General features: G+C 69.9%; 21 protein-coding genes. 8 read left to right on the top strand and 13 right to left on the bottom strand.

The features are described from left to right. Positions 1 to 183: 183 nt before the first annotated feature. Positions 184 to 1,155 (bottom strand): transcriptional regulator FtrA, encoded by a 972-nt coding sequence (gene ftrA / locus KF892_15815; GenBank protein ID MBX3626486.1) that lies wholly within the window; start codon positions 1,153 to 1,155, stop codon positions 184 to 186. 95 nt (positions 1,156 to 1,250) lie between these two features. Here ftrA and KF892_15810 point away from each other — a divergent pair, with 95 nt between their 5' ends. Genes KF892_15810 through KF892_15795 form a run of 4 tightly spaced genes read left to right on the top strand, consistent with a single transcriptional unit; the run spans position 1,251 to position 3,062 of the window. Then, complete coding sequence (locus KF892_15810) at positions 1,251 to 1,655, top strand: rhodanese-like domain-containing protein (GenBank protein ID MBX3626485.1); 405 nt, start codon at positions 1,251 to 1,253, stop codon at positions 1,653 to 1,655. Then, positions 1,652 to 2,122 carry a GNAT family N-acetyltransferase gene (locus KF892_15805; protein ID MBX3626484.1) on the top strand — a complete coding sequence of 157 codons (471 nt, stop codon included), beginning with the start codon at positions 1,652 to 1,654 and terminating at the stop codon, positions 2,120 to 2,122. The genes KF892_15810 and KF892_15805 overlap by 4 nt, the downstream gene beginning before the upstream one ends. Before the next feature lie 18 nt (positions 2,123 to 2,140). Beyond that, entirely contained in the window at positions 2,141 to 2,368 is a 228-nt protein-coding gene (locus KF892_15800; protein MBX3626483.1) for a DUF167 domain-containing protein, read from the top strand. 25 nt (positions 2,369 to 2,393) lie between these two features. Next, a complete protein-coding gene (locus KF892_15795) occupies positions 2,394 to 3,062 on the top strand; it encodes a LysE family transporter (protein ID MBX3626482.1) in 669 nt (222 codons plus the stop codon). Positions 3,063 to 3,080: 18 nt separating this feature from the next. Here the strand turns inward: KF892_15795 and KF892_15790 are convergent, their stop codons facing one another. Further along, positions 3,081 to 4,769 carry an STAS domain-containing protein gene (locus KF892_15790; protein MBX3626481.1) on the bottom strand — a complete coding sequence of 563 codons (1,689 nt, stop codon included), beginning with the start codon at positions 4,767 to 4,769 and terminating at the stop codon, positions 3,081 to 3,083. A gap of 99 nt (positions 4,770 to 4,868) precedes the next feature. On the opposite strand from KF892_15790, the gene KF892_15785 reads away from it, so the two are divergent. Next, complete coding sequence (locus KF892_15785; GenBank protein MBX3626480.1) at positions 4,869 to 5,222, top strand: hypothetical protein; 354 nt, start codon at positions 4,869 to 4,871, stop codon at positions 5,220 to 5,222. 12 nt (positions 5,223 to 5,234) lie between these two features. Here KF892_15785 and KF892_15780 read toward each other — a convergent pair whose 3' ends face one another. Then, positions 5,235 to 6,248 carry a tripartite tricarboxylate transporter substrate binding protein gene (locus tag KF892_15780; protein MBX3626479.1) on the bottom strand — a complete coding sequence of 338 codons (1,014 nt, stop codon included), beginning with the start codon at positions 6,246 to 6,248 and terminating at the stop codon, positions 5,235 to 5,237. Positions 6,249 to 6,407: 159 nt separating this feature from the next. Here KF892_15780 and KF892_15775 point away from each other — a divergent pair, with 159 nt between their 5' ends. Then, the gene (locus tag KF892_15775) at positions 6,408 to 8,522 is read left to right on the top strand and encodes a PAS domain S-box protein (protein ID MBX3626478.1); all 2,115 of its coding nucleotides are present in this window, start codon (positions 6,408 to 6,410) and stop codon (positions 8,520 to 8,522) included. Positions 8,523 to 8,525: 3 nt separating this feature from the next. Here KF892_15775 and KF892_15770 read toward each other — a convergent pair whose 3' ends face one another. The 8 genes from KF892_15770 to KF892_15735 form a co-directional block, all read right to left on the bottom strand. Continuing rightward, positions 8,526 to 9,878: a pyrimidine utilization transport protein G gene (locus tag KF892_15770; protein MBX3626477.1), complete on the bottom strand. Its 1,353-nt coding sequence runs from the start codon at positions 9,876 to 9,878 to the stop codon at positions 8,526 to 8,528. A gap of 199 nt (positions 9,879 to 10,077) precedes the next feature. Then, the gene (locus KF892_15765; protein MBX3626476.1) at positions 10,078 to 10,269 is read right to left on the bottom strand and encodes a hypothetical protein; all 192 of its coding nucleotides are present in this window, start codon (positions 10,267 to 10,269) and stop codon (positions 10,078 to 10,080) included. A gap of 11 nt (positions 10,270 to 10,280) precedes the next feature. Next, complete coding sequence (locus KF892_15760) at positions 10,281 to 10,526, bottom strand: hypothetical protein (GenBank protein ID MBX3626475.1); 246 nt, start codon at positions 10,524 to 10,526, stop codon at positions 10,281 to 10,283. Between the two features lie 185 nt (positions 10,527 to 10,711). Next, a complete protein-coding gene (locus KF892_15755; protein ID MBX3626474.1) occupies positions 10,712 to 11,644 on the bottom strand; it encodes an alpha/beta fold hydrolase in 933 nt (310 codons plus the stop codon). A 198-nt stretch (positions 11,645 to 11,842) separates the two neighbouring features. After that, positions 11,843 to 12,457, bottom strand: a complete 615-nt coding sequence (locus KF892_15750; protein MBX3626473.1) for a TetR/AcrR family transcriptional regulator — start codon at positions 12,455 to 12,457, stop codon at positions 11,843 to 11,845. A gap of 54 nt (positions 12,458 to 12,511) precedes the next feature. Next, entirely contained in the window at positions 12,512 to 14,221 is a 1,710-nt protein-coding gene (locus tag KF892_15745; protein MBX3626472.1) for an ABC transporter ATP-binding protein, read from the bottom strand. Next, positions 14,218 to 15,267, bottom strand: a complete 1,050-nt coding sequence (locus KF892_15740; GenBank protein ID MBX3626471.1) for an ABC transporter permease — start codon at positions 15,265 to 15,267, stop codon at positions 14,218 to 14,220. Before KF892_15740 ends, KF892_15745 begins: the two co-directional genes overlap by 4 nt. Further along, on the bottom strand, positions 15,264 to 16,202 hold the full coding sequence (locus KF892_15735) for an ABC transporter permease (protein ID MBX3626470.1): 939 nt from the start codon (positions 16,200 to 16,202) through the stop codon (positions 15,264 to 15,266). The genes KF892_15740 and KF892_15735 overlap by 4 nt, the downstream gene beginning before the upstream one ends. 165 nt (positions 16,203 to 16,367) lie before the next feature. On the opposite strand from KF892_15735, the gene KF892_15730 reads away from it, so the two are divergent. After that, positions 16,368 to 18,185 (top strand): bicyclomycin resistance protein, encoded by a 1,818-nt coding sequence (locus KF892_15730; GenBank protein ID MBX3626469.1) that lies wholly within the window; start codon positions 16,368 to 16,370, stop codon positions 18,183 to 18,185. Positions 18,186 to 18,196: 11 nt separating this feature from the next. Continuing rightward, entirely contained in the window at positions 18,197 to 20,224 is a 2,028-nt protein-coding gene (locus KF892_15725) for an acetoacetate--CoA ligase (protein ID MBX3626468.1), read from the top strand. Positions 20,225 to 20,264: 40 nt separating this feature from the next. Here KF892_15725 and KF892_15720 read toward each other — a convergent pair whose 3' ends face one another. Both KF892_15720 and KF892_15715 read right to left on the bottom strand, forming a co-directional pair. Further along, on the bottom strand, positions 20,265 to 21,623 hold the full coding sequence (locus KF892_15720) for a DUF2314 domain-containing protein (GenBank protein ID MBX3626467.1): 1,359 nt from the start codon (positions 21,621 to 21,623) through the stop codon (positions 20,265 to 20,267). A gap of 91 nt (positions 21,624 to 21,714) precedes the next feature. Next, positions 21,715 to 22,224, bottom strand: a complete 510-nt coding sequence (locus KF892_15715) for a flavin reductase family protein (GenBank protein MBX3626466.1) — start codon at positions 22,222 to 22,224, stop codon at positions 21,715 to 21,717. Positions 22,225 to 22,245 lie beyond the last annotated feature (21 nt).

Raw genomic sequence — 22,245 nt, 5'->3', positions numbered from 1 at the left:
AGCCGATGTGGGCCGCTGTTGCGCAGGTCTGGTGCGGGGGGCGCAGGCGCGGGCAAGAGGGTCTGACGCCCGGTGTGGCGTGGTTCTCAGCGGTCGCGTTGGTCCGTGTCGCGCGCGGTCTTGGCGCCGTCGTGGGCGTGCACCGAAGCGGTTCGATGCCCCGTTGTCGAGCGGGCCGCTGCCTCAGCGCGCACCGACGGCGAACTGCCGCCGGAAGCTCGTCGGCGCCGGCAGCCCCTGCAAGCGGAAGTGCCGCCGCAGCGACTCGGGCGAACCGAAGCCGGCCAGCTCGGCGACCTGCTCCATGTCGAGGCCGGCGTGCGACTCCAGCAGCTCCTTGGCCACCGAGATGCGCTCGCGCACCAGCCATTCGAGCGGGGTCTGGCCGGTGGCGTCCTTGAACTGGCGCTGCAGGGTGCGCACGCTCAGGCCCGCGTGCGCGGCGAGCGCCGGCAGCGTGTGGTCGGCGCGCGGGTTCTCGCGCATCAGGTCGATCAGGCGGGCGACCGGGCTTTCTTCTTCGCGTGGCATCGGGCGCGGCACGAACTGCGCCTGCCCGCCCTCGCGGTGCGGCGGCATCACGAGCCGCTGCGCCACGAGGTTGGCCACCTTCGCGCCGTGGTCGCGGCGCACCAGGTGCAGGAGCATGTCGAGGCCGGCGGCCGAGCCGGCCGAGGTGATCACCGACCCTTCGTCGATGTAGAGCGCGCTGTCGTCGACCTGCACGTCGGGGAATCGCTGCGCGAGCTTCTCGGCGTAACGCCAATGCGTGGTCGCGCGCTTGTCGGCGAGCAGGCCGGCATGCGCGAGCACGAAGACACCCGAGCAGATCGACGTGACCCGCGCCCCGCGCGCATGCGCGCTGCGCAGCGCCTTCAGCAGCGCGGGCGGCGGCACTTCGTCGGCATCGCGCCAGCCGGGCACGACGATGGTGTCGGCGCGGCGCAGGGTGGCCAGGCCGTGCGGCGCTTCGACCGTCAGCCCGCCCATCGCGCGCAGCGGGCCGGGCTCGATGGCGCACACCGCGTGGCGGTACCACTCCACGCCCAGCTCGGGCCGCTGCAGCGCGAAGAGCTCGACCGCGCAGCCGAATTCGAAGGTGCAGAGCTGGTCGTAGGCCAGGATGGCGACGAGGTGCGGCTTCGGTTTCGGCATGTCGCAATCTTACCGGCTGGTGTCATTCACGCCACTGTCGATTTTTCCTCTGTCCACGCACACTGAAGCCGTCATCAACAGGAGAGGAAACCACCATGCCATCCGTCGTCAGCCAGACCCCCGCCGCCGCGCCGCACCGTGCCGTCGAGCACTTCCAGTCGGCGCTCGAATTCGAAACCGACTGCTGGGACGTGCAGCACGCCATGAGCACCGGCCAGGCCGACTTCGTGCTGCTCGACGTGCGTGGCCCCGACCTCTATTCCAAGGGCCACGTGCCTGGCGCGCTGAACCTGCCGCACGGGAAGATCGTCGAGTCGAAGATGGCCGAGTGGCCGATGGACACGCTCTTCGTCACCTACTGCGCCGGCCCGCACTGCAACGGCGGCCACAAGGGCGCGCTGCGGCTCGCGAAGCTCGGCCGCAAGGTCAAGCTGATGATCGGTGGCGCCACCGGCTGGCTCGACGAAGGCTTCAGCCTCAAGGAAGGCTCGGCGCCGTGAAGGTGCGGCGTGCGACCGCCCGCGACGTGGTGCCCCTGCTCGCCTCGATGCAGGCGCTGGCGGTGTTCGAGGGTTACGCGGCCGACTTCCGCGTGACCGCCGACGACCTGCTGGTGCGCGGCCTCGCCGGCACGGGCGCGAAGCAGTTCACCGCGCTCGTGGCCGAAGACACGCACGGCGCGCTGTGCGGGCACGCGGTGCTGCTGGTCACGCCCTTCACCTACGACCTGCGGCCCACCGTCGTGCTGAAGGAGCTGTATGTGGATGCGCGCCGCCGCCGCCAGGGCGTGGCCGAGTTGCTGCTCGCGGCGGTGCGCACCGAAGCGCAGGCCCTTGGCGCCGGCCGCATCCGCTGGCTGGTGTTGCCTGGCAACGCCGCGGCCCAGCGCCTCTACTCGCGCTGGGGCGGCGCGCCCGACACGGCTTGGGAGTCGTGGGAACTCCGCCTGGGAGACGGCGCGCGCTGAGGCTTACAGTGCAGCGCGATGAAGACGCTGCAGGTCAAGGTCAAGCCCAACGCACGCACGAGCAGCTTCGAGCAGCAGGCCGACGGGACCTGGCTTGCGCAGCTCAAGTCGCCGCCGGTCGACGGCAAGGCGAACGAGGAGTTGATCGCGCTCGTGGCGCGCCATTTCGGCTGCCGCAAGGCGCAGGTCACGCTCAAGTGCGGCGCCTCGGGCCGGCTCAAGTTGCTGCAGGTGACAGAAGGCTGAGCACGCCGTCGCTAGAGTCGTTCGCATGACCACGCTCTTCATCTCCGCCTTCCTGCTCGGCCTGATCTTCAACGCGACGCCGGGGGCCGTCTTCGCCGAGACGGTGCGCCAGGGCGTGCACGGTGGTTTCCGCCCGGCGCTGGCGGTGCAGGTCGGCTCGCTGGTGGGCGATGCGCTGTGGGCGGTGCTGGGCCTGGTGGGCATCGGCCTCTTGCTGCAGCTCGAATGGCTGCGCCTGCCGATCGGCCTCGCAGGCGTCGCCTACCTGCTGTGGCTGGCGCGCGATGCGTGGCGTGCGGCCAGCCACGAGTTCAGCCTCGAACTGGGCGGCGAGGTGCAGCGCCGGCGTGCGCTCAAGGCGGGCGCGCTGCTCTCCGTCACCAACCCGCAGAACGTGGCCTATTGGGCTGCCATCGGCAGCGCGATGGGCGCGGTGGGCGTGCAGGCGCCCACGCCGGCCGACTACGGCACCTTCTTCGCCGGCTTCATGGCCTCGTCGGTGCTGTGGTGCTTCGTGTGTGCGGCCATCGTCGACCGCGTGTTCAAGCGCGCCGGCCTGCGCTGGGCGCGTGTCACCTACAAGCTCTGCGCGCTGGCCTTCCTGGCGCTGGCGCTCGGCTCGGTGCGCGACCTGGCGCACGAGGCGCTGCGCAAGCCGGTGCGCGAGAAGCCGGTGGTGGTCGGCCGGCCGTGAGACGCGAGGCCTGCGCCGTCATGGCGCCATGCCCTGCTCGTCACGCACCGCCTGGTGGTGGCTCAGGTAGAGCCGGCCGGTGAACCAGCGGGCCCATTGCGCGGCGCGCAGGCCGTCGAGCACCGGGCCCTTCACTTCCGACAGGTCGAGGCGGATGCCGCGTTCGCGCAGCACCGTCTGCAGCGTGTTCAGGGCTTCGAGGCCGCTCAGGTCGATGCGGTTGACGGGGGTCATCTGCAGCACCACGCGCCGGGTGTCGGGAAACGCATCGAGGCGGCGCGCCACCAGGCCCGGCAGCAGGCGCGCGTTGACGAAGAGCAGGCTCTCGTCGATGCGCAGGCTGAGCACGCCCGGCGTGAGCTCGGTGGCGTAGCGCTCCACGTTGCGGTAGTGCTCGGTGCCGGGCACTCGGCCGATCAGCGCGGCGTGCGGGCGGGCGGCGTGCTGCAGCATGAGCGCGATCGAGATCACCACGCCCACGCCGAGCGCCCATTCGGCCGTGTGCAGCACCGTGATCGCCGCCACGAGCCCCATCAGCAGCGCCTCGCGCCGCGAGTAGCGCCAGGCGAAGCCGAAGGCCTTCCATTCGGCCGCGGCCAGCACCGGCACCACGATGGTCGCAGCCAGCACCGTGCGCGGCAGCCAGGCGAGCGGCGCGGCCAGCAGCACGGCGGCGGCGGCGAGGAAGAGCGCCGTCCACGCGCCGGCCCAGCGGGTGCGGGCGCCGGCATCGGCGTTCAAGGCACTGCGCGAGAAGCTGCCGCCCACCGGCATGCCGCTCGACAGGCCTGCGACCAGGTTCGACGCGGCCAGCCCGGCCAGCTCGCGCCGGCCATCCACATGCTCGCCACGCTGCAGCCCCAGCCGCTCGGCCACGGCGAAGCTGCTGACGAAGGTGACGAGCGCCAAGAGCGCGGCCGCGGGCAGCAGCGCGAGCCAGAGCTCGGCGTCGAGCAGCGGCAGGCCGAGCGGCAGGTGCAGCGTGGGCAGCCGGCCCACCACCGCCACGCCGTGCGACGGCGCCGCCAGGCCCCAGGCCAGCGCGATGGCGACGGCGATCACCACCAGCGGCGCCGAGCGCGCCACGAGCTGCGCCATGTCGTGGCTGAACCAGCGGGCCGCCAGCCGCTGCAGGTGGCGGCGCGCCAGCAGCAGCACCGCCAGCGAGCCGAGCCCGAAGGCGGCGGTGGCGAGGTGCACCGCCGGGCCCGCCTGCGCGGCGCTCCACCAGCCGCGCAGCAAGGCGCGCAGGTGCACGCCGTGCGCCGGGCTGCCCAGCAGCGCCGGCAGCTGCGAGAGCGCGATCGAGATCGCCGCGCCGACCGAGAAACCTTGCAGCACCGGCGCGCTCAAGAGCGCGGCCAGCGCATCGAGCTTGAGCACCGCCGCGAGGGCCAGCAGCAGGCCCACCTCGCAGGCCAGCACCACCGCAGCGGCGCTCGGGTCGACCTGGCCCGCCAGCGGGGCGATGGCCTGCAGCGTCATCAGGGCCAGCACGGCGGCCGGGCCGACGGCGTTGACGCTGCTCGCGCCGACGAGCGCATACGCCACCAGCGGCAGCACGCTCGCATACAGGCCCACCTGCGGCGGCAGCCCGGCGAGCAGCGCGTAGGCCAGGCTCTGCGGGATCAGCAGCACCGAGACGATGGCGGCGGCCAGCAGGTCGTCGCGCAAGGCGCTGTGGCGGGGGGCGTGCGGGTCGGGCATCACGGCGATTGTCGACGCCGGTTCATCCAAACGTTGGCTTGACGGGTTTGTTGCTGCGCCGCACCATGTCTGCCCCAGAGGAAGGCCAGGGAGAGCGCCATGTCATTCGTCTACAACCCCATCGTGCACTGGCCCTTGAGCGGCTCGGTCACGCAAGACATCAGCCCCTCGCTGCTCTTTCGGGCGCGCGACGCCGAGACCGAAGTGCGCGTGCTGCGCGAGGTGGCGTCGTATGGCATGCAGATCGGCAAGCTGAGCGAGGTGCTGCTGGCCATCGCCCGGGTGCTGCCCGAGGGCACGCTCGACGACAAGACGCAGCTCACCGTCGACGAGCTGCGCAAGATGGCCGTCAACATCGAGCGCATCAAGAAGGAGCAGAAGGTGCTGCCCAGCACGCTGGCCGAGGCCCGCGCGCTGGTGGACGACCTGAAGAAGCTCTACCCCGAGCTGTGACGCCGCGGGCGGTCAGTCGACCTTCGCGCCCGACGCCTTCACCACCTTCTCCCACTTCTTCGTCTCGGCCGCGATGTAGGCCGCGAACTCGGCCGGCTTCATGCCGCTCGGGATGGCGCCTTGCGCCAACAGCCGCTCCTTCAGCTCGGGTGCGCCGAGCGACTTGGCCGCTTCCTGCTGGATGCGGTTGACGATGTCGGCCGGCGTGCCCGCGGGGGCGAGCAGGCCGAACCACGAGCTGGCCTCGAAGCCCTTCACGCCCGCTTCGGCGATGGTGGGCACCTCGGGCAGCGCCGCGCTGCGCTGCGCGGTGGTCACGCCAAGAGCCTTCAACTTGCCGGCCTTGATGTGCGGCATGGCCGAGGGCAGGTTGTCGAACATCAGGTCCATCGTGCCGCCGATGAGGTCGAGCAGCGCCGGGCCCGAGCCGCGGTAGGGGAAGTGCACGAGGAAGGTGCCGGTCATGCTCTTGAAGAGCTCGCCCGAGAGGTGGATGGAGGTGCCGTTGCCGCTCGAGGCCATGTTGAGCTTGCCGGGGTTGGCGCGGGCGTACTGGATGAGGTCGGCCACCGTGTTGATCTTCGCGGCCTCGGCGCGCGCCGGGTTCATCACCAGCACGTTGGGCACGCCGGCCACCAGCGTGACGGGGGCGAAGTCCTTGATCGGGTCGAAGGGCATCTTGGGGTACAGCGACTGGTTGATGCCGTGCGTGCCCACCGTGCCCATGAGCAACGTGTAGCCGTCGGCGGGTGACTTGGCCACCAGGTCGCCGCCGACGTTGCCGCCCGCGCCGGGTTTGTTGTCGACGATGAACTGCTGCCCGAAGGCACGGCTCAGCTCGGGCGCCATCGCGCGGGCGAGGATGTCGGTGGTGCCGCCGGGGGCGAAGGGCACGACGATGCGCACCGGCTTGGCCGTGGGCCACGCGCCTTGCGCCCATGCGGCCGGTGTGGCCATCAGGGCGGCACCGGCGGCCAGCGCGCGGCGGCGGGTGATCAGGTTTGGAACAGCGTTGGAACGTGACATGCGGCGAGACTCCAGGAGGCAGTGACCGCACCAGTGTGCAACACCGAAGTGTCGCGACAAAAGTGGGTATTTCGAGCAGGTTCGAAGAGGGGCGGGCCCTTCCCAAGCCTGGGGGGCTGTGACACAGTGACCCGACGTCAGCACCGCGGCGTGAAGACCTTGAGCGAACCACCCGTGAGCCCGCACGACCTCGCCGCCATCATCGGGCGAGTGCAGTCCCGCTATATCCGCGCGGCGCCGCCCCGCGAAGTGTTCGACCCGCTGCTGGTCGACCTGCTCGACTGCACCGGCAGCGAATACGGCTTCATCGCCGACGTGCTGCACGACGAACACGGTGCGCCCTTCCTGCGCATGGAGGTGCTGACCGACATCTCGTGGAACGACGCGACGCGCGCGATGGTCGAGCGCCATCTGCGCGGTGGCGAGGGCGATGCGCTCGAGTTCCACAACCTGGGCACGCTCTTCGGCCACGCGGTGCGCACCGGCGAGGTGGTCATCAGCAACCAGCCGGGCAGCGACCCGCGCCGGGGTGGTGGCCTGCCGGCCGGCCACCCGCCGATGCGCGCCTTCCTCGGCGTGCCGCTCTTCCACGGCGGCGAGATGGTGGGCCAGCTGGGCCTCGCCAACCGCGACGGCGGCTACGACCAGGCGCTGGTCGAGCGGCTGCAGCCGCTCTTCACCAGCGTGGCGGCCATCATGGGCGCGGTGCGCGCCGAACGGGCCCGCCGCGCGGCCGAGCAGGCCTTGCGCGAGCAGCGCGCGCAGCTGCAGGCGACCGTCGACCTGGCGGGCGTGGGCATCGTCGAGCTCACGCTCGACGGCACGCCGCGCATGGTCAACCAGCGCATGTGCGAGATGCTCGGCCGCAGCCGCGAGGCGCAGATGAAGCTCGGCACCGACCAGGTCACCCACCCCGACGACCTGCCCGCCGAGCACACCCTGCGCGCCCGGCTGCTGGCGGGCGAGTTCCCGCGCTACCACTGCACCAAGCGCTACCTGCATGCCGAAGGCCACGCGGTCTGGGTCAACGCCAACACCACGCTCGTGCGCAAGCCCGATGGGAGGCCCGACTACTTCATCGTGGTGGCCGAAGACATCACCGAGCGCATGCAGGCCGACGCGGCGCTGCGCAGCAGCCAGCAGCGTTTCCTCGACCTCGTGAACTCGGTCGACGGCATCTTCTGGGAGGCCGACCTCGAAGAGCGCCGCTTCACCTATGTGAGCGACAAGGCCGAGGCCATCACCGGCTTCGCGCCGGCCCGCTGGATGGAGCGTGCCTTCTGGGCCACCCGCGTGCACCCCGACGACCGCGACCGCGCGGTGAGCGAGATCATCGCGGTGCAGCTGGCCGGCACTCCGCAGTCCATCGAATACCGCTTCATCGCGGCCGACGGGCGCGTGCTGTGGATGAGCAGCCTCGTCACCGTGCTGCAGGGCGACGACGGCCGCCGCCTGCTGCGCGGCCTCATCATCGACGCCACCGCGCTCAAGCAGGCCGAAGAGAACCAGCTGGCCGCGCAGGCGGCGCTGCGCGCCAACGCGGCCAAGACGCAGTTCCTCTCGCGCATGAGCCACGAGCTGCGCACGCCGCTCAACGCGGTGCTGGGTTTCGCGCAGCTGCTCGCGCTCGACACCGCGCACCCGCTCACGCCGGCGCAGCGCGCGCGTGTCGACCACATCTCGCAGGCCGGCTCGCACCTGCTCGCGATGATCAACGACGTGCTCGACCTCTCGCGCATCGAAAGCGGCGGCGTGTCGCTGTTGCCCGCGGTGGTGCCGGTCTACGTGGTCGTGAGCGAGGCGATCGCGCTGGTGGTCAACGCGGCGGCCGAGGCCGGCGTCACGATCCAGGTCGACCGCAGTGCGCGCGACCTCGCCGCCCCCACCACCTGCGTGCGGGCCGACCACCTGCGGCTGCGGCAGGTGCTCGTCAACCTGCTCAGCAATGCGATCAAGTACAACCGCCCTGGCGGCCACGTGATGCTGCGCTGGCCGGTGACGCCCGAGGGCCAGGTGCTGCTGCAGGTGCAAGACACCGGCATCGGCCTGAGCGCCGCGCAGCAGGAGCACCTCTTCGAGCCCTTCAACCGCCTGGGCATCGAGCGCAGCGGCATCGAAGGCACCGGCATCGGGCTCGTCATCACCCAGCGGCTGCTGCAGGTGATGGGCGGGCGGCTCACCGTGGAGAGCACGGTGGGCGTGGGCAGCTGCTTCACCGCGAGCCTGCCCGAGGCGCAGCCGGTGGGCGCGCTGCCGGTGCAGGCGCAGGCCTAAGGGCTAAGCCGGCTTCTTGCGGCCGAGCAGCGCCCAGAGCGCGATGGCGCCGAAGGTCGCGGTGCCGATGCCGCCGAGCGACCAGCCGCCGAACTTGAGCGTGAAGTCGCCGGTGCCGAGGATGAGCGTAACTGCCGCGACGATGAGGTTGCGGTTGTCGCTGAAGTCGACCTGGTTGTCGACCCAGATCTTGGCGCCCGCCACCGCGATGAGGCCGAAGACCACGATGCTCACCCCGCCCATCACCGCGAGCGGAATGGTCTGGATCAGCGCGCCGAACTTCGGGCTGAAGCCGAGCACGATGGCGATGAGCGCGGCCACCACGAACATCGCGGTCGAGTAGATCTTGGTCGCCGCCATCACGCCGATGTTTTCGGCGTAGGTGGTGACGCCGGTGCCGCCCGAGGCTCCGCTCACCACCGTGGCCACGCCGTCGCCGATGAAGGCGCGGCCGAGCATCGGGTTCAGGTCACGCCCGGTCATCGCGCTCACCGCCTTGATGTGGCCGAGGTTCTCGGCCACCAGGATGAGCGCCACCGGCGCGATCAGCAGCATGGCCTCGCCGCTGAACACCGGCGCAGCGAACTTCGGCAGGCCGATCAAGGGTGCTGCGGCAATGGCCGAGAAATCGATCGGCTTGCCGAGACCGAAGCCGTTGGTGAGCACCGCGTAGACCACGCTCGCGGCGATCAAGCCGACGAGGATCAGGAGCCGTTGGGTCATGCCGCGCGTGTACACCGCGACCAGGCCCACGCTCACGAAGGTGATGGCCTGCATCCACGCGTCGAACGAGGTCGGCGCCATGTTCTTGATCGGCACGCCCGCCAGGTTGAGGCCGATCACCGCCACCACCGAGCCGGTGACCACGGGCGGCATCAGCCGCTCGATCCAGTGCACCGCCTGGCCCTGCTCCACCTCGTCGACCTCCAGCCCGGCGATGGTGCTCGAGCGGAAGTGGCGCACATTGGTGAAGTGCACCAGCACGCCGATCAGCGTGTAGATCACGCCGCAGGCGATGATGCCGCCGAGGGCCACGCCGAGGTTGAGGTTGGGGCCCTTGCCGGCGTAGCCGCTCGCGGCAATCACCACGCCGATGAAGGCGAAGCTCGAGCCCAGGTAGCTCGGCACCTGGCCTTGCACGATGAAGAAGAAGATCAGCGTGCCCACGCCGCTCATGAGGATGGCGACATTGGGGTCGAAGCCCATCAGGAGCGGCGCCAGCACCGTGGCGCCGAACATCGCGATCACGTGCTGCACGCCCATCGCGAAGGTCTGCGGCCAGGGCAGGCGCTCGTCGGGGGCGACCACGATGCCGGGAACGGGGCGCTTGACGCGCCATTCTGGGAAGAGGGCCATCTCCTGTCTCCTTGCTCGCGCTGTTGTGCGCGGCAGTGTAGGAGTGGCGGGTCAGGGCGTCACGGGGGATGACGCGGGTTCGACAGGACGAAAAAGACAGGGAAGCGGGACAGGTCTCGGGAGCTCGCTCTCATCCACCCCGAATTGCCCGCTTCCCTTGGACGTCACACGTCGAAAAACCCTCTCTCACTTATCTTGATCAACGGCCGTGGGGCTTGAGCCCCGGCGGCGGGAACAGCGACAGCTGCGCAGGCGTGCGGCTGGGCTGCAGAACCTTGAACGAACGATCCGCGGGCAGCGTGGCCCAGCTGGAGTCGGGTGCGCTGCGGCGCTGCACGGGGGCACGTGCGGTGCTCGGCAGCGTCACGCGGGACACGCTCGGCTCGCTCATGCTGGCCTCGTTCAGTGGCCGACCAGCCAGCGGCTGGGGGCGAATTCGCTCGGGCGCACCGCCAGCGACTGCGCGGCGGGCGGGGCCAGCACGCTGGCCGCACGGCTGAGCCAGGTGCTCAGGTTGGCTTGGCGCGGCGCGGCCGGCTGGGCCAGGCGCAGCATCGACGAGGCGCCGCCGCGGCAGCTCGGTGAAGCCGGGCGCACACGGCGCGAGGCTTGCGATGCAGAGGAGGCAGAGCGATGAAACAACGGCATGGCACGACGTCCTGTGAATGTCTTCTCGCTCGCCTGGCTCTTGTGGGGCCTGCGGCGGCGGTATGCGACTCCAGGCGCAGCTTCCGTGCCAGTGCTGACTTGCGGTTTTTCGTGAGACTTTCGACGGCGCCGGCCACGTTTTGATCGCTGGCCGCGCCGTTTTTTGTCGAAGCGTAAGGGCGGTGTTACATCTCTGACCCGTTTGGTCGCACGGCGCCGTCTGGGGTGGCTTGAAGGTGCGCTGTCACAGCTGCCGCCACGGCGGCATCGCCCAGCACGCGGCGGTGGCCGAGCGTCTGCGTGGTCAGCAGCGAGGCGCCCCGCAGCGCCTGCGCCAGGCGCTGGCCGATGGCCAGCGGCGAGACACGGTCGTGCTCGTCGTGCACCACCAGCGTGGGTTGCGCCACGCGCGGGCCCACCCATTCGGGGTCGAAGCGCACCAGGGGCACGCCCTCCACCCGCTCGATCCACGCTCCCATGCGCTGCGGCAGGCCGTCGCCCAGGCCGAGGCTGCCCGCAAACCATTTCAGAAAGAGCCGGGGTGGCGGTGACGGCGCAAGCAGTGCCAGCCGCTGCACGGGCAGCCCGTTGGCCGCAGCATGCGCGGCGGCCAGCGCCCCGAGCGAATGCGCGACCACGCCGTGCAAGGGCCCGATCCGCGCCGAGACGGCCCACAGCGCCCGCACGAACTGCGGCAGCGTGGCGCGCCAGCCGGCGCTGCGGCCGTGGGCCGGGAAGTCAAGCAGCACTGGGTCGAGGCCGGCCGCGTGCAGCGTGTCGGCCAGCGCCAGCATCTGCTGGCCGCTGCCGGCCCAGCCGTGCACGAGCAGCACGGTGGGCCGCTCGCCCTCGCCTTCTGGGCGACGGCGGTAGACGGCCATCGACCCGTGCTCGAAAGGCCAGTGTTCGACCTGCCAGCCCGCGGGCAGCGGGCGCCGCCGTGCCGCGAGCTTGAGCGGCATGGGCGTGAAGAAGAGCCGCAGCGCGAGCCGCGTGGCCGCGGCCGGCGCGACCGACTGCGACACCCGCAAAGCGGCGCCTAGGCTGCGGGCGACGAGGCCGGCGTAGAACGCGGCGGCCGGGTTGGCGGCCGCGGGGGCCAAGGTGGGCTGGGTCATGGAGGGCCTCCTAGAGGTGGAAGTCGGCATTGCGGCGTGGCACCGAGGCCCACACACCTTGCAACCACGCGCCGGCCCATGCCAGCGCCCCGACGAGTCCGAGCAGCACAACGATCAACATGGTTCAACTCCTTTTGTCGCACGATCGTGCGAAGTGAGGCCAGCAAAAACGTCAGCGGGGTGCATCACGGCGCCTCGTCAACGACGGGAAGGAACTTGCAGCGAGCTGATGATCCGCTCGTAGGCGGTCCAGGCGCGGTCGGCGGCGCGCGGGTCGCGCAGGAAACGCGCTTCGCGCATCAGCGTGACGAAGAGGCCGTCGAGCTCGAAGACGAGCTGGTCGGGGTCGAGCTCGGGGTCGAGGTGACCGGCCTCCACCGCCTGCAGCACGGTGCGGCGCAGCGCGGTGCGCCAGCGCTGGACGTGCGTCAGCAGCAGCTCGCGCAGCGGGCCCTCGCGGTCGTCGAACTCGAAGGCGCCCGCGGTGTAGAGGCAACCCATCTTGATTTCGATGTCGCGGGCACGCTGCATCCACAGGCGCATGATCGCGTTGAGGCGTGGCAGGCCGCGCGGCTCGCGCATCGCGGGGGTGAACACGTCGGCCAGGAAACGCCGGCCGTACTCGTCGATCACCGCCGCCTGCAGGGCCTCGCGCGAGCCGATGCGCGAAAACACGCCGCTCTTCGAGAGGCCCAGGCGCTTGGCCACTTCGCCGATGGTCAGGCTGTCGAGCCCGTCGGCGGCGGCCATCGCGAGCGAGGTGTCGAGGATCGCGGCGAGGGTGAGTTCGCTGCGTTCGGTCTTGGTTTCCATGGGGCGTATCTTCGCACGATCGTGCGAAGTGTCAAGCCCCTCCCCTTCCGGCGCTCAGGCCGCGGCCGCGCGGGGCAGGCCGCGAGGCACGGCGGCGAGCAGGCGGCGGGTGTAGTCCTGCTGGGGCGCGTCGAGGATCTGCGCCACGCTCGCCTGCTCGACCACCTCGCCGTCCTTCATCACCAGCACCTCGTCGGCCATGAAGCGCACCACGGCGAGGTCGTGGCTGATGAAGACGTAGGCGAGGCCGAGCTCGTCCTGCAGGTCCTTGAGCAGGTTGAGCACCTGGGCCTGCACCGAGACGTCGAGCGCGCTCACCGCCTCGTCGAGCACCAGCACCTCGGGGTCGAGCGTGAGGCAGCGGGCGATGGCCACGCGCTGGCGCTGGCCGCCCGAGAACTCGTGCGGGTACTTGTAGAGCGCGGCCTCGTCGAGGCCCACCTTGGCGAGCAGCTTGCGGGCGCGCCCCTGGCGCTCGGTGTCGCTCGCGCCCACGCCGTGGATGCGCATGGGCTCCACCAGCGTCTGCCCGATGGTGAAGCGCGGGTTGAGCGAGGCATACGGGTTCTGGAACACGACCTGGATGCGCCGGCGCATCGGCAGCAGCTCGTCGCGCTTCAGGCCGAGCAGGTCGCGGCCGTCGAACATCACCTGCCCGCCGGTCGGCCCGCCGTTGGGGTCGTGCAGGCGCAAGAGCGCGAGGCCCATCGTCGTCTTGCCCGAGCCCGACTCGCCCACCACACCGAGCGTGTGGCCACGCCGCAGCGTGAAGCTTGCACCCTTCACCGCTTTGAACTCGGTGCGGCCGAACACGCCGCGGCGCAGCCAGTAGCTCTTGCGCAGCGCGGTGGCCTCGATCACCACGGGGGCGTCGGCCTCCTTGGGCTTGGCGGTCGTCTGCGTCGCGATGCCGGCGATGTGGTCGTCGATGGTCGGCAGCCGCGCGCCGCGGTGGGCGAGCGTGGGGCGGCAGGCGAGCAGCGCCTTCGTGTACGCGTCTTGCGGCGCGGCGAAGACGCGCGCCACCGGGCCCTGCTCACGCACCGTGCCCGAGCGCATCACCACCACGTGGTCGGCGATCTCGCCCACCACGCCGAGGTCGTGGCTGATGAAGAGCATGCTCATGCGGTGCTGCTGCTTGAGCTTGGCCAGCACGTCGAGGATCTGGCGCTGGATGGTGACGTCGAGCGCGGTGGTGGGCTCGTCGGCAATCAAAAGCTTCGGCTCGCAGGCGATCGCCATCGCGATCATCACGCGCTGTTGCTGGCCGCCCGAGAGTTCATGCGGATAGGCGCCGAGCCGGCGCTTGGGGTCGGGCAGGCCGACTTCGTGGAGCAGCGCTTCGGCCCGCGTGAGCGCCTGCCGCGGCGTCAGGCCCAGGTGCTTGATCAACGGCTCGCACAGCTGGTGGCCCACGGTGAAGACCGGGTTGAGCGAGCTCATCGGGTCCTGGAACACACAGGCGATCTCGCGGCCGCGCAGGGCTTGCAGCTCGGGCAGGCTCGCCTGCAGCAGGTCGCGGCCCTGGAAGCGGATGGCGCCCGAGCGCTCGGCGTTGTCGGGCAACAGGTTGAGCACCGACATGGCGGTGACGCTCTTGCCCGAGCCCGACTCGCCGACGAGCGCGACGGTGGTGTTCTCGGGCACCTCGAAGCTCACGCCATCGTCGCCATGGCCCACGGCCTGGAAGCGTTGCACCACGCCATTGGCCTTGCCGGTGCGGAAGGAGACACGCAGGTCCTCAAGCGACAGCAACGCGCTCATTCGAGGCCTCGCAGTTTCGGGTCGAGCGCATCGCGCAGTGCATCGGTGAAGAGCGAGAACGCCGTGACGAACACCGCCATGAAGGCGGTTGCCGCCACCAGCTGCCACCACTGCCCGAGGATCAACTCGCTCTGCGCCTCCTGCAGCATCGTGCCCCACGAGACCTCGTCGACGCCCACGCCCAGGCCCAGGTACGACAGGATCACCTCGAACTTGATGAAGCCCACCACCAGCAGCGACATGCGCACCAGCACCACGTGGCTCACGTTGGGCAGGATGTGGCGGAACATGCGCGAGCCGGCCGACGCGCCGATGGCCTCGGCCGCGCGCACGTAGTCGCGCGCCGAGTGTTTCAGGAATTCGGCGCGCACCTGGCGGTACACGCCCGTCCAGCCAACCAGCGCCAGGATGATCGCCACGCTGCCGATGCCGCGCCCGAAGACGACCGCCATCACCAACAGCAAGAGGATGTCGGGCATCGCGGTGAACACGCTGTAGAGCCACTCGAGGAAGTCGCCCACACGCCGGCCGAAGAAGCCGGCCAGCGCCCCGAGCACCGTGCCGATGAGTGCGGCGATCACCGCGCCCACGAGTCCTACCACCACCGAGGTCTGCGTGCCCTTGGCGGCCTTCGCGAGCACGTCTCGACCCAGGCGGTCGGCGCCGAAGGGCAGCGTCTCGGCCTTGGGGGTTTCGTTGGACTTGAGCTGCGCCGCGCGCGCGGCCCATTCGGCATAGCGCGGGGCCAGCGGGTCGACCGACGAGATGTCGAGCACCGGCCCCTTGGGCGCCGGCAGCGCCGACGATTCGACCTTCGGCGCTGGCCCCATGAAGGTGGGCGGTGCGTTGGCCACGCCCACTTCGCTCTGCCAATCCTTGGCGACGAGCCCGGTGCCGGTGAGCACGATCAGCACGATGAACGCGAGCACCACGGCCATCGACGCGAGGCCCACGCGGTCGGCGCGCAGGCGCTTCCACGCGGCGACCCACACCCCGTCGGACTTCACCACCGGCACGGCCTGCGCCGTCGACAACACCGCGCTCATTTCAGCACCACCCGGGGGTCGACCAGCTTGTAGAGGATGTCGGCCAAGAGGTTGATCAGCATCGTGAGCATGCCGAGGTAGATGGCCACCGACTGGATCACCGGGTAGTCGCTGCGGTTCACCGCGAGGATGATCTCGCGCCCGAGCCCGGGGATGGAGAAGAACACCTCGATCAGGAACGAGCCGACGAACACACCCGGCAGCATCAGCGCCACGTTGGTGAGGATCGGGATCATCGCGTTGCGCAGCACGTGGTGGAACAGCACCGTTTTCTCCGTCATGCCCTTGGCGCGTGCGGTGCGCACGTAGTCGTGGCCGAGTTCGTCGAGGAAGAAGCTGCGGTACAGCCGCATCTGCGGCGCAAGGCTCACCACCACCGCCAGCAGCGCCGGCAGCGGCACGTAGGTCGTGAGGTTGGTGAGGATGCTGTCGCTCCAGCCCTGCACTGGGAACCAGCCCAGCTGGAAGCCGAACACGTACTGGCCGATGATGATGTAAACCAGGAACGAGATCGACAGCGCCACCGTCGTGATCACCATCGCCGTGCGGTCGGCCAGCGAGCCGCGGCGGTAGGCCACCCACATCGCGATGGGGATGGCCAGCAGCACGTCGAGCACCAGGATGGGCAGCATCACGGTGAGCGTGGCCGGCAGGCGGGTGGCGAAGATGCTGCTCACCGCTTCGTTGGTGGCCCAGCTCTTGCCCCAGTCGAAGGTGACCACGCCCTTGAGGTAGATCCAGAGCTGCACGTACCAGGGCTGGTTGAGACCGAGCTGGTCGCGGATGGCGTCGATCTGCGCCTGGCTCGCGTTGAGCCCGCCGAGGATTTCGGCCGGGTCGCCACCGACCCACTTGAAGAGCAGGAAGACCAGCAGCAAGACCCCGAGCAGCGTGGGGATCATCTGCAGCAATCGGCGGATGACGTAGGCGGCCATGTGGCGTGTGAGCGGGTGTCCAGGGGGTCGATCAGCGCGCGAGTCTAAGCGGGGGCCTTTGGCGCATCGCCCCGCGTTTGCCCGGGGCATCGCGACGCAACTTGCGTGCCGTCGTGCGGTCCATGCCGCTTAGACTTTGGCGCGAACGACCTAGGAGACCGATCGATGAAGCGTGCCCTCGGTGCCGCCCTGATGGCACTGCTCTTGGTGACGGCGTTGCCCGCCGCATGGGCGCAGCCGGCGGCCACCCCGCCCAAGGTGTTGCGCTATGCCTTCCCCGTGGCCGAGACGGGCTTCGACCCCTCGCAGATCAGCGACATCTATTCGCGCATCGTCACGGCGCACATCTTCGAGGCGCCGCTCAGCTACGACCACCTGGCCCGGCCCTACAAGCTCAAGCCGTCGACGGCGGTGGCCCTGCCGGAGATCAGCGACGACTACAAGACCTTCGTTTTTCGCATCAAGCCCGGCATCTACTTCGCCGACGACCCGGCCTTCAAGGGCAAGAAGCGCGAGCTGGTCGCCGAAGACTATGTGTACTCGCTCAAGCGCGTGTACGACCCGAAGGTGAAGTCGCCGGTGCACCCCTCGCTGGAAGACGAAGGCATCGTCGGCCTGCAAGCCCTGCGCGACGAGGCGCTGAAGAGCGGCAAGCCCTTCGACTACGACCGCGAGGTCGAAGGCCTGAAAGCGCTCGACCGCTACACCTTCCGCGTGAAGCTGCGCCAGTCGCGGCCGCGGCACCTCTATTCGGTGTGGGTGGGGCGTGACGTGTCGGCCGGGGCGGTGGCGCGCGAGGTGGTCGAGTTCTATGGCGACCGCATCATGGAGCACCCGGTGGGCACTGGCCCGTTCCGGCTGGTCGACTGGCGGCGCAGCTCGAAGATCGTGCTCGAGCGCAACCCGAACTACCGGGACGATTTCTACGACGCCGAGCCGAACGCCGACGACGCCGACGGCCAGGCCCTGCTCCAGCGCTTCAAAGGCCAGCGCCTGCCGATGATCGACCGGGTCGAGGTCTCGATCATCGAGCAGTCGCAGCCGCGCTGGCTGTCGTTCCTCAACGGCGAGCAGAGCTTCATCGAGCGCCTGCCCAACGAGTTCGCCGACCAGGCCCTGCCCGGCGGCAAGCTGGCGCCGCACCTGGCCAAGCGCGGCGTGCAGGCGCACCGAGTGCCGGGCTCCGACGTGACCCTGCTCGTCTTCAACATGGAGAACCCGGTGGTGGGCGGCTACACGCCCGCGCAGGTGGCCTTGCGCCGCGCCATCGCGCTCGGCAACGACGTCGACCGCGAGATCCAGCTCGCGCGGCGCGGCCAGGCGATCCGGGCGCAGTCGATGATGACGCCCTTCACCACCGGCTACTCGGCCGACCGGCGCACCGAGATGAGCGAGTACAACCCGGCCCGTGCCAAGGCCCTGCTCGACCTCTACGGCTTCGTCGACCGCAACGGCGACGGCTGGCGCGAGCGCCCCGATGGCTCGCCGCTGGTGATCGAGATGCTGAGCCAGTCCGACGGCGCCAGCCGCCAGCTCGACGAGCTCTTCAAGAAAGACATGGATGCGCTCGGCCTGCGCCTGTCGCTCAAGGTGGCGCAGTGGCCCGAGAACCTGAAGGCCGCGCGCTCGGGCCAGTTCATGACCTGGCGCGTGGGCTCGTCGGCCGCCTCGCCCGACGGCCAGGGCTCGCTGGAGCGCGACTACGGCCCGTCCACCGGCAAGGGCAACCTCGCGCGCTTCCAGCTCAAGGCCTTCGATGCGATCTACGAGCGCATGAAGGCGCTGCCCGACGGGCCTGAGCGCCTCGCCCTCTTCGACGAAGCCACGAAGATCGTCGTCGCCTACATGCCTTACCGCATCGGCGTGCACCGCATCCTCACAGACCTCACCGATGCTTCGCTGATCGGCTACCGCCGGCCCGCCTTCTGGCTCGACTGGTGGCAATACGTCGACATCGACACCAGCAAGCTGCCGAAACGCTGATCTCCTGTGTCATGAGCACCCAGCCTGAACCCCAGATCACCCGCTACACCCACTGGCTGGCCAAAGAGCGCGGCCTGCATTTCGACGCCACCACGACCGAGGGCTACGACGCGATGTGGCGCTGGTCGGTCAGCGACCTCGATGCCTTCTGGTCGTCGGTGTGGGACTACTTCGACCTGCAATCGCCCACCCCGCGCAGCACCGTGCTGGTGGAAGACAAGATGCCGGGCGCGCAGTGGTTCCCGGGCGCGCAGCTCAACTACGTGCAGCAGGTGTTCCGCCATGCCGATGCGGCGCACGCGGCCGGTCACCCGGCGATCGTGTTCCAGAACGAGCGCCTGCGCGAGCGGGGTGAGCTGCAGGAAGTGAGCTGGCCCGAGCTGCGGCGGCAGGTCGCCTCGCTGGCGGCACATTTGCAGAAGCTCGGCGTTGGCGCGGGCGACCGTGTCGTCGCCTTCCTGCCCAACACGCCGCAGACGGCGGTGGCCTTCCTCGCGGTCGCGAGCCTGGGTGCCATCTGGTCGGTGTGTTCGCCCGACATGGGCCCGGTGGCCGTGCTCGACCGCTTCCGCCAGATCGAGCCCAAGGTGCTGATCGCGTGCGACGGCTACGTGTATGGCGGCACCGCCCACGACCGCTTGCCGGTGCTCGAGGGTCTGCTGACGGACCTGCCGAGCGTGCAGCACGTGGTGCTGTGGCGTTACCTCGATGCCGCCGCGCAACCCGAGCGCCTGGCCTCGCCTTCGCGGCCCGTGCACGACTTCGACACCCTCATCGCCGACGACGCCACGCTTGCGCCGACGTGGGTCGCCTTCGACCACCCGCTGTGGGTCGTCTACAGCAGCGGCACCACCGGCCTGCCCAAGCCCATCGTGCACGGCCACGGCGGCGTGGTGCTCGAAGCGATCAAGATGCTGGGCCTGCACAACAACCTCTGCGCCACCGTCGACACCGGCGACCGCTACCACTGGTACAGCGCGACCGGCTGGATCATGTGGAACTCGCAGGTGGCGGGCCTCTTGCTGGGCACGACGATCTGCGTCTACGACGGCAGCCCTTCGGGCAAGAGCGGCCAGGCCGACTGGTCGACGCTGTGGCGCTTCGTCGACGACGCGAAGGCGACCTTCTTCGGCGCCGGCAGTGCCTTCTTTGCCAGCTGCCTCAAGGCCGAGGTGAAGCCGAAGGAGATCCTGAAGCTCTCGCATCTGCGCGCGCTGGGCGCCACCGGCTCGCCGCTGGCGACCGACTGCTACCGCTGGGCCGACGACCACGTGCCCAAGGTGGGTGGGAAGGACATCTGGCTGTCGGTGATCTCCGGCGGCACCGACTTCGCGGGCGCGTTCATCGCCGGCCTGCCGACGCTGCCCGTGGTGGAAGGCGAGATGCAATGCCGGTGCCTCGGCGCCGCCGTCGAGGCATGGAATGAACAGGGCCGGCCGCTCGTCGACGAGGTCGGCGAGCTGGTGTGCGTGAAGCCGATGCCGTCGATGCCGCTGTACTTCTGGAACGACGAGGGCCATCGCCGCTACCACGACAGCTATTTCGACATGTACCCCGGCATCTGGCGCCACGGCGACTGGATCCGCATCACCCCGCGCGGCGGCGCCATCATCTACGGCCGCAGCGACGCCACGATCAACCGCCACGGCATCCGCATGGGCACGGCCGAGCTGTACCGCGCCGTCGAAGCGCAACCCGAAGTGCTCGACAGCCTGGTGGTCGACCTCGAATACCTCGGCCGCGAAAGCTACATGCCGCTCTTCGTGGTGCTGCGTGAGGGTGTGACGCTCGATGCAGCGCTCGACAAGCGCTTGCGCGAGGCGATCAAGACGGCGCTTTCGGCGCGCCATGTGCCGAACGAGATCTTCCAGGTGAGCGCGATCCCCCGCACGCTCTCGGGCAAGAAGATGGAGCTGCCGGTGAAGAAGCTCCTGCTGGGCACAGCGCCCGAGCAGGTGTTCAAGCTCGATGCGATGGCCAATGCCGACTGCGTGCCTTGGTTCGTCGCGTTTGCGCGGCGTCGCTTGAGCGCTGGCTGAGTTCGGGGCGCAAGGCGGTGGCCGCTTGGGCGGCCGGGGTTCAGCGCCCCTGCATGCGCTGCAGGATCCTGCCCGTCTCGTTGCCTTCGTCGCGCCCGTCGGGGTAGCGGCGCAGGTAGTCGAAGACCTTGCTTTGCGAGACCTTCACCTCCTGCCCGGCGTGCAGCGTCGGCACGTCGACCGGCTCGTTCTTCAGCAGCGCCCGGATCGTGTCGCCGTCCCAGCTCAACACCTCGACCCACATCCATTCGTTGCTGCCGGCGGGCGTGGCAAAGGGCAGCTTGAGCAGGATGTATTCGCCCGGCTGCAGGCCCTTGCGGAAGGCCTCGCGCAGGGCGGGCAGGTGCTTCTTCGCGGCAGCGCTGGCGGCGAGCAGCTCCTCGTTGTGCTTCACGCGGGTCACGCCGTCTTCGCTGCCGAAGAGTGCGCTCAAGAGCGCATCCTGCCGGGCGTAGTGGTCCGGCCCGGGGTAGCGGTCGAACTTCACTTCGAGCAGCCGGTTGTCGGGGTCGCCCGACTCGGGCTTGCCGTTGCGGAGCGTGAGCCGTGCCACGGCATTGGCGTTGGACTTGAGCGAGGGCAGCAGGGCCTCCCTCACCGGTGCATGGCGCAGCTTGCGCAGGTCAAGCTCGTACTGGCCCGGTGACGTGAGCGTGGCGCCTTCCACCAGCGCCTGCACCAGGGCGTTGACGAGATTGCCCATCGGCCGGTTGTTCGACCAGGAGAAGTCGTCGATCACCACGTCGGGCAAGCCGAACTTGACCATGCCGAGCGTGATGGCGCGCACCTGCTGGTCGCCCTTGTAGGCGTGGATGACGGTTTGCAGGGCCGCGTCGGGGATGTCGCCCGACCAGCTGTCGAGGCGGCGCGTGCGCCATGCATCGGGGGTGAACACCTCGCGGGTCTCTTCGTCCCACAGCAGGCCCTGGGTGTCGCGGGCGACCTGCTCGGCCAGCTGCAGCGCGGCTCGGTACGCGGTGAGGTTGTTCGGGGTCGGGTGCGCGAAGCGGAGGATGAGCGCGTATTCGGTCGTCTGCAGCGCCTGGGCCTGGTCGCGGCTGAGGCCGCGGCCGAAGCGTTGCAGCATGTCGAGACTGGGCGGCGCGTAATCCTTCTGCACCGTGTCGAGCAGCCTGGCGTGCACGACGGGCGCGGTGGGGGCGGTTTTCGGCAATGCGTCGACCCACGTCGGCATGCCCGAGGCGTTCAGCCGCTGGCGCAGCGCGGGCAAGGCCGTTGCCTTGCTGCCCTTGGGCAGGTAGATGGCCAGCTCGAAGGCGATCGGGCCGCGCTGGAGGTTGCCGCTCGGGAGCGGTTCGGCCGAGAAGGTGGCCGTGGGCCACAGGAAGGCAAGCGCAACGGCCGCCAGCCAGCGGCGCGGCAAGACAGGAAGGGTCATGGGAGCTTCGCTGAAGAGGTCGGCCGATTCTGGCCGGCCGTGGACCGTGCGTCTCTCGGGGCAGCACCCGACCAGGCCGGTTGGCCGGTCGTTAAAGCGGCAGCTCGGTGAAGTAACGCCCGCCGTGGTAGATGAGCGGCAGGGCGCCCTCGCGCCGCTCGCAGCGCTCGACCTCGCCCACGAAGATGACGTGGTCGCCCTCTTCGTACTGGCTGCGGTTGAAGCACTCGAACACCGCGGCGCTGCCTTCGAGCACCGGCGCACCGCCCGCACCCTGGCGGAAGGCCAGGCCGGCGAAACGGTCCACGTCTTTCGAGGCGAAACGCTCGGCCAGCGCGCGCTGGTCGGCGGCGAGGATGTTGATCGCGTAGTGCGAGCCGCCGCTGAACGCCGGCAGTGAACCCGCACGGCGCGACAGGCTCCACAACACGAGGGGCGGCGACAGCGAGACCGAGTTGAATGAATTGGCCGTGAGGCCGATGGGGCGGCCGGTGGCGTCGAGTGCGGTGACGATCGTCACGCCGGTGGCAAATGCGCCCAGCGCCGTGCGGAATTCCTGCGAGGAAAAGGCGGGGGTGAGCGGGCGCAGCAAGGCGGTCATTCGGGCATTGTGGCGGACCCT

It is taken from the genome of Rhizobacter sp. (assembly GCA_019635355.1).
Taxonomy (GTDB): domain Bacteria; phylum Pseudomonadota; class Gammaproteobacteria; order Burkholderiales; family Burkholderiaceae_C; genus Rhizobacter.
This window is presented reverse-complemented; position numbering and strand designations above follow the sequence as displayed.

Excerpts from the sequence above, each read along its gene's own strand:
- ftrA (MBX3626486.1), bottom strand. The coding sequence starts at position 1,155 with ATGCCGAAACCGAAGCCGCACCTCGTCGCCATCCTGGCCTACGACCAG.
- KF892_15810 (MBX3626485.1), top strand. The coding sequence starts at position 1,251 with ATGCCATCCGTCGTCAGCCAGACCCCCGCCGCCGCGCCGCACCGTGCC.
- KF892_15800 (MBX3626483.1), top strand. The coding sequence starts at position 2,141 with ATGAAGACGCTGCAGGTCAAGGTCAAGCCCAACGCACGCACGAGCAGC.
- KF892_15795 (MBX3626482.1), top strand. The coding sequence starts at position 2,394 with ATGACCACGCTCTTCATCTCCGCCTTCCTGCTCGGCCTGATCTTCAAC.
- KF892_15790 (MBX3626481.1), bottom strand. The coding sequence starts at position 4,769 with ATGCCCGACCCGCACGCCCCCCGCCACAGCGCCTTGCGCGACGACCTG.
- KF892_15785 (MBX3626480.1), top strand. The coding sequence starts at position 4,869 with ATGTCATTCGTCTACAACCCCATCGTGCACTGGCCCTTGAGCGGCTCG.
- KF892_15780 (MBX3626479.1), bottom strand. The coding sequence starts at position 6,248 with ATGTCACGTTCCAACGCTGTTCCAAACCTGATCACCCGCCGCCGCGCG.
- KF892_15770 (MBX3626477.1), bottom strand. The coding sequence starts at position 9,878 with ATGGCCCTCTTCCCAGAATGGCGCGTCAAGCGCCCCGTTCCCGGCATC.
- KF892_15765 (MBX3626476.1), bottom strand. The coding sequence starts at position 10,269 with ATGAGCGAGCCGAGCGTGTCCCGCGTGACGCTGCCGAGCACCGCACGT.
- KF892_15760 (MBX3626475.1), bottom strand. The coding sequence starts at position 10,526 with ATGCCGTTGTTTCATCGCTCTGCCTCCTCTGCATCGCAAGCCTCGCGC.
- KF892_15755 (MBX3626474.1), bottom strand. The coding sequence starts at position 11,644 with ATGACCCAGCCCACCTTGGCCCCCGCGGCCGCCAACCCGGCCGCCGCG.
- KF892_15750 (MBX3626473.1), bottom strand. The coding sequence starts at position 12,457 with ATGGAAACCAAGACCGAACGCAGCGAACTCACCCTCGCCGCGATCCTC.
- KF892_15745 (MBX3626472.1), bottom strand. The coding sequence starts at position 14,221 with ATGAGCGCGTTGCTGTCGCTTGAGGACCTGCGTGTCTCCTTCCGCACC.
- KF892_15740 (MBX3626471.1), bottom strand. The coding sequence starts at position 15,267 with ATGAGCGCGGTGTTGTCGACGGCGCAGGCCGTGCCGGTGGTGAAGTCC.
- KF892_15735 (MBX3626470.1), bottom strand. The coding sequence starts at position 16,202 with ATGGCCGCCTACGTCATCCGCCGATTGCTGCAGATGATCCCCACGCTG.
- KF892_15730 (MBX3626469.1), top strand. The coding sequence starts at position 16,368 with ATGAAGCGTGCCCTCGGTGCCGCCCTGATGGCACTGCTCTTGGTGACG.
- KF892_15725 (MBX3626468.1), top strand. The coding sequence starts at position 18,197 with ATGAGCACCCAGCCTGAACCCCAGATCACCCGCTACACCCACTGGCTG.
- KF892_15720 (MBX3626467.1), bottom strand. The coding sequence starts at position 21,623 with ATGACCCTTCCTGTCTTGCCGCGCCGCTGGCTGGCGGCCGTTGCGCTT.
- KF892_15715 (MBX3626466.1), bottom strand. The coding sequence starts at position 22,224 with ATGACCGCCTTGCTGCGCCCGCTCACCCCCGCCTTTTCCTCGCAGGAA.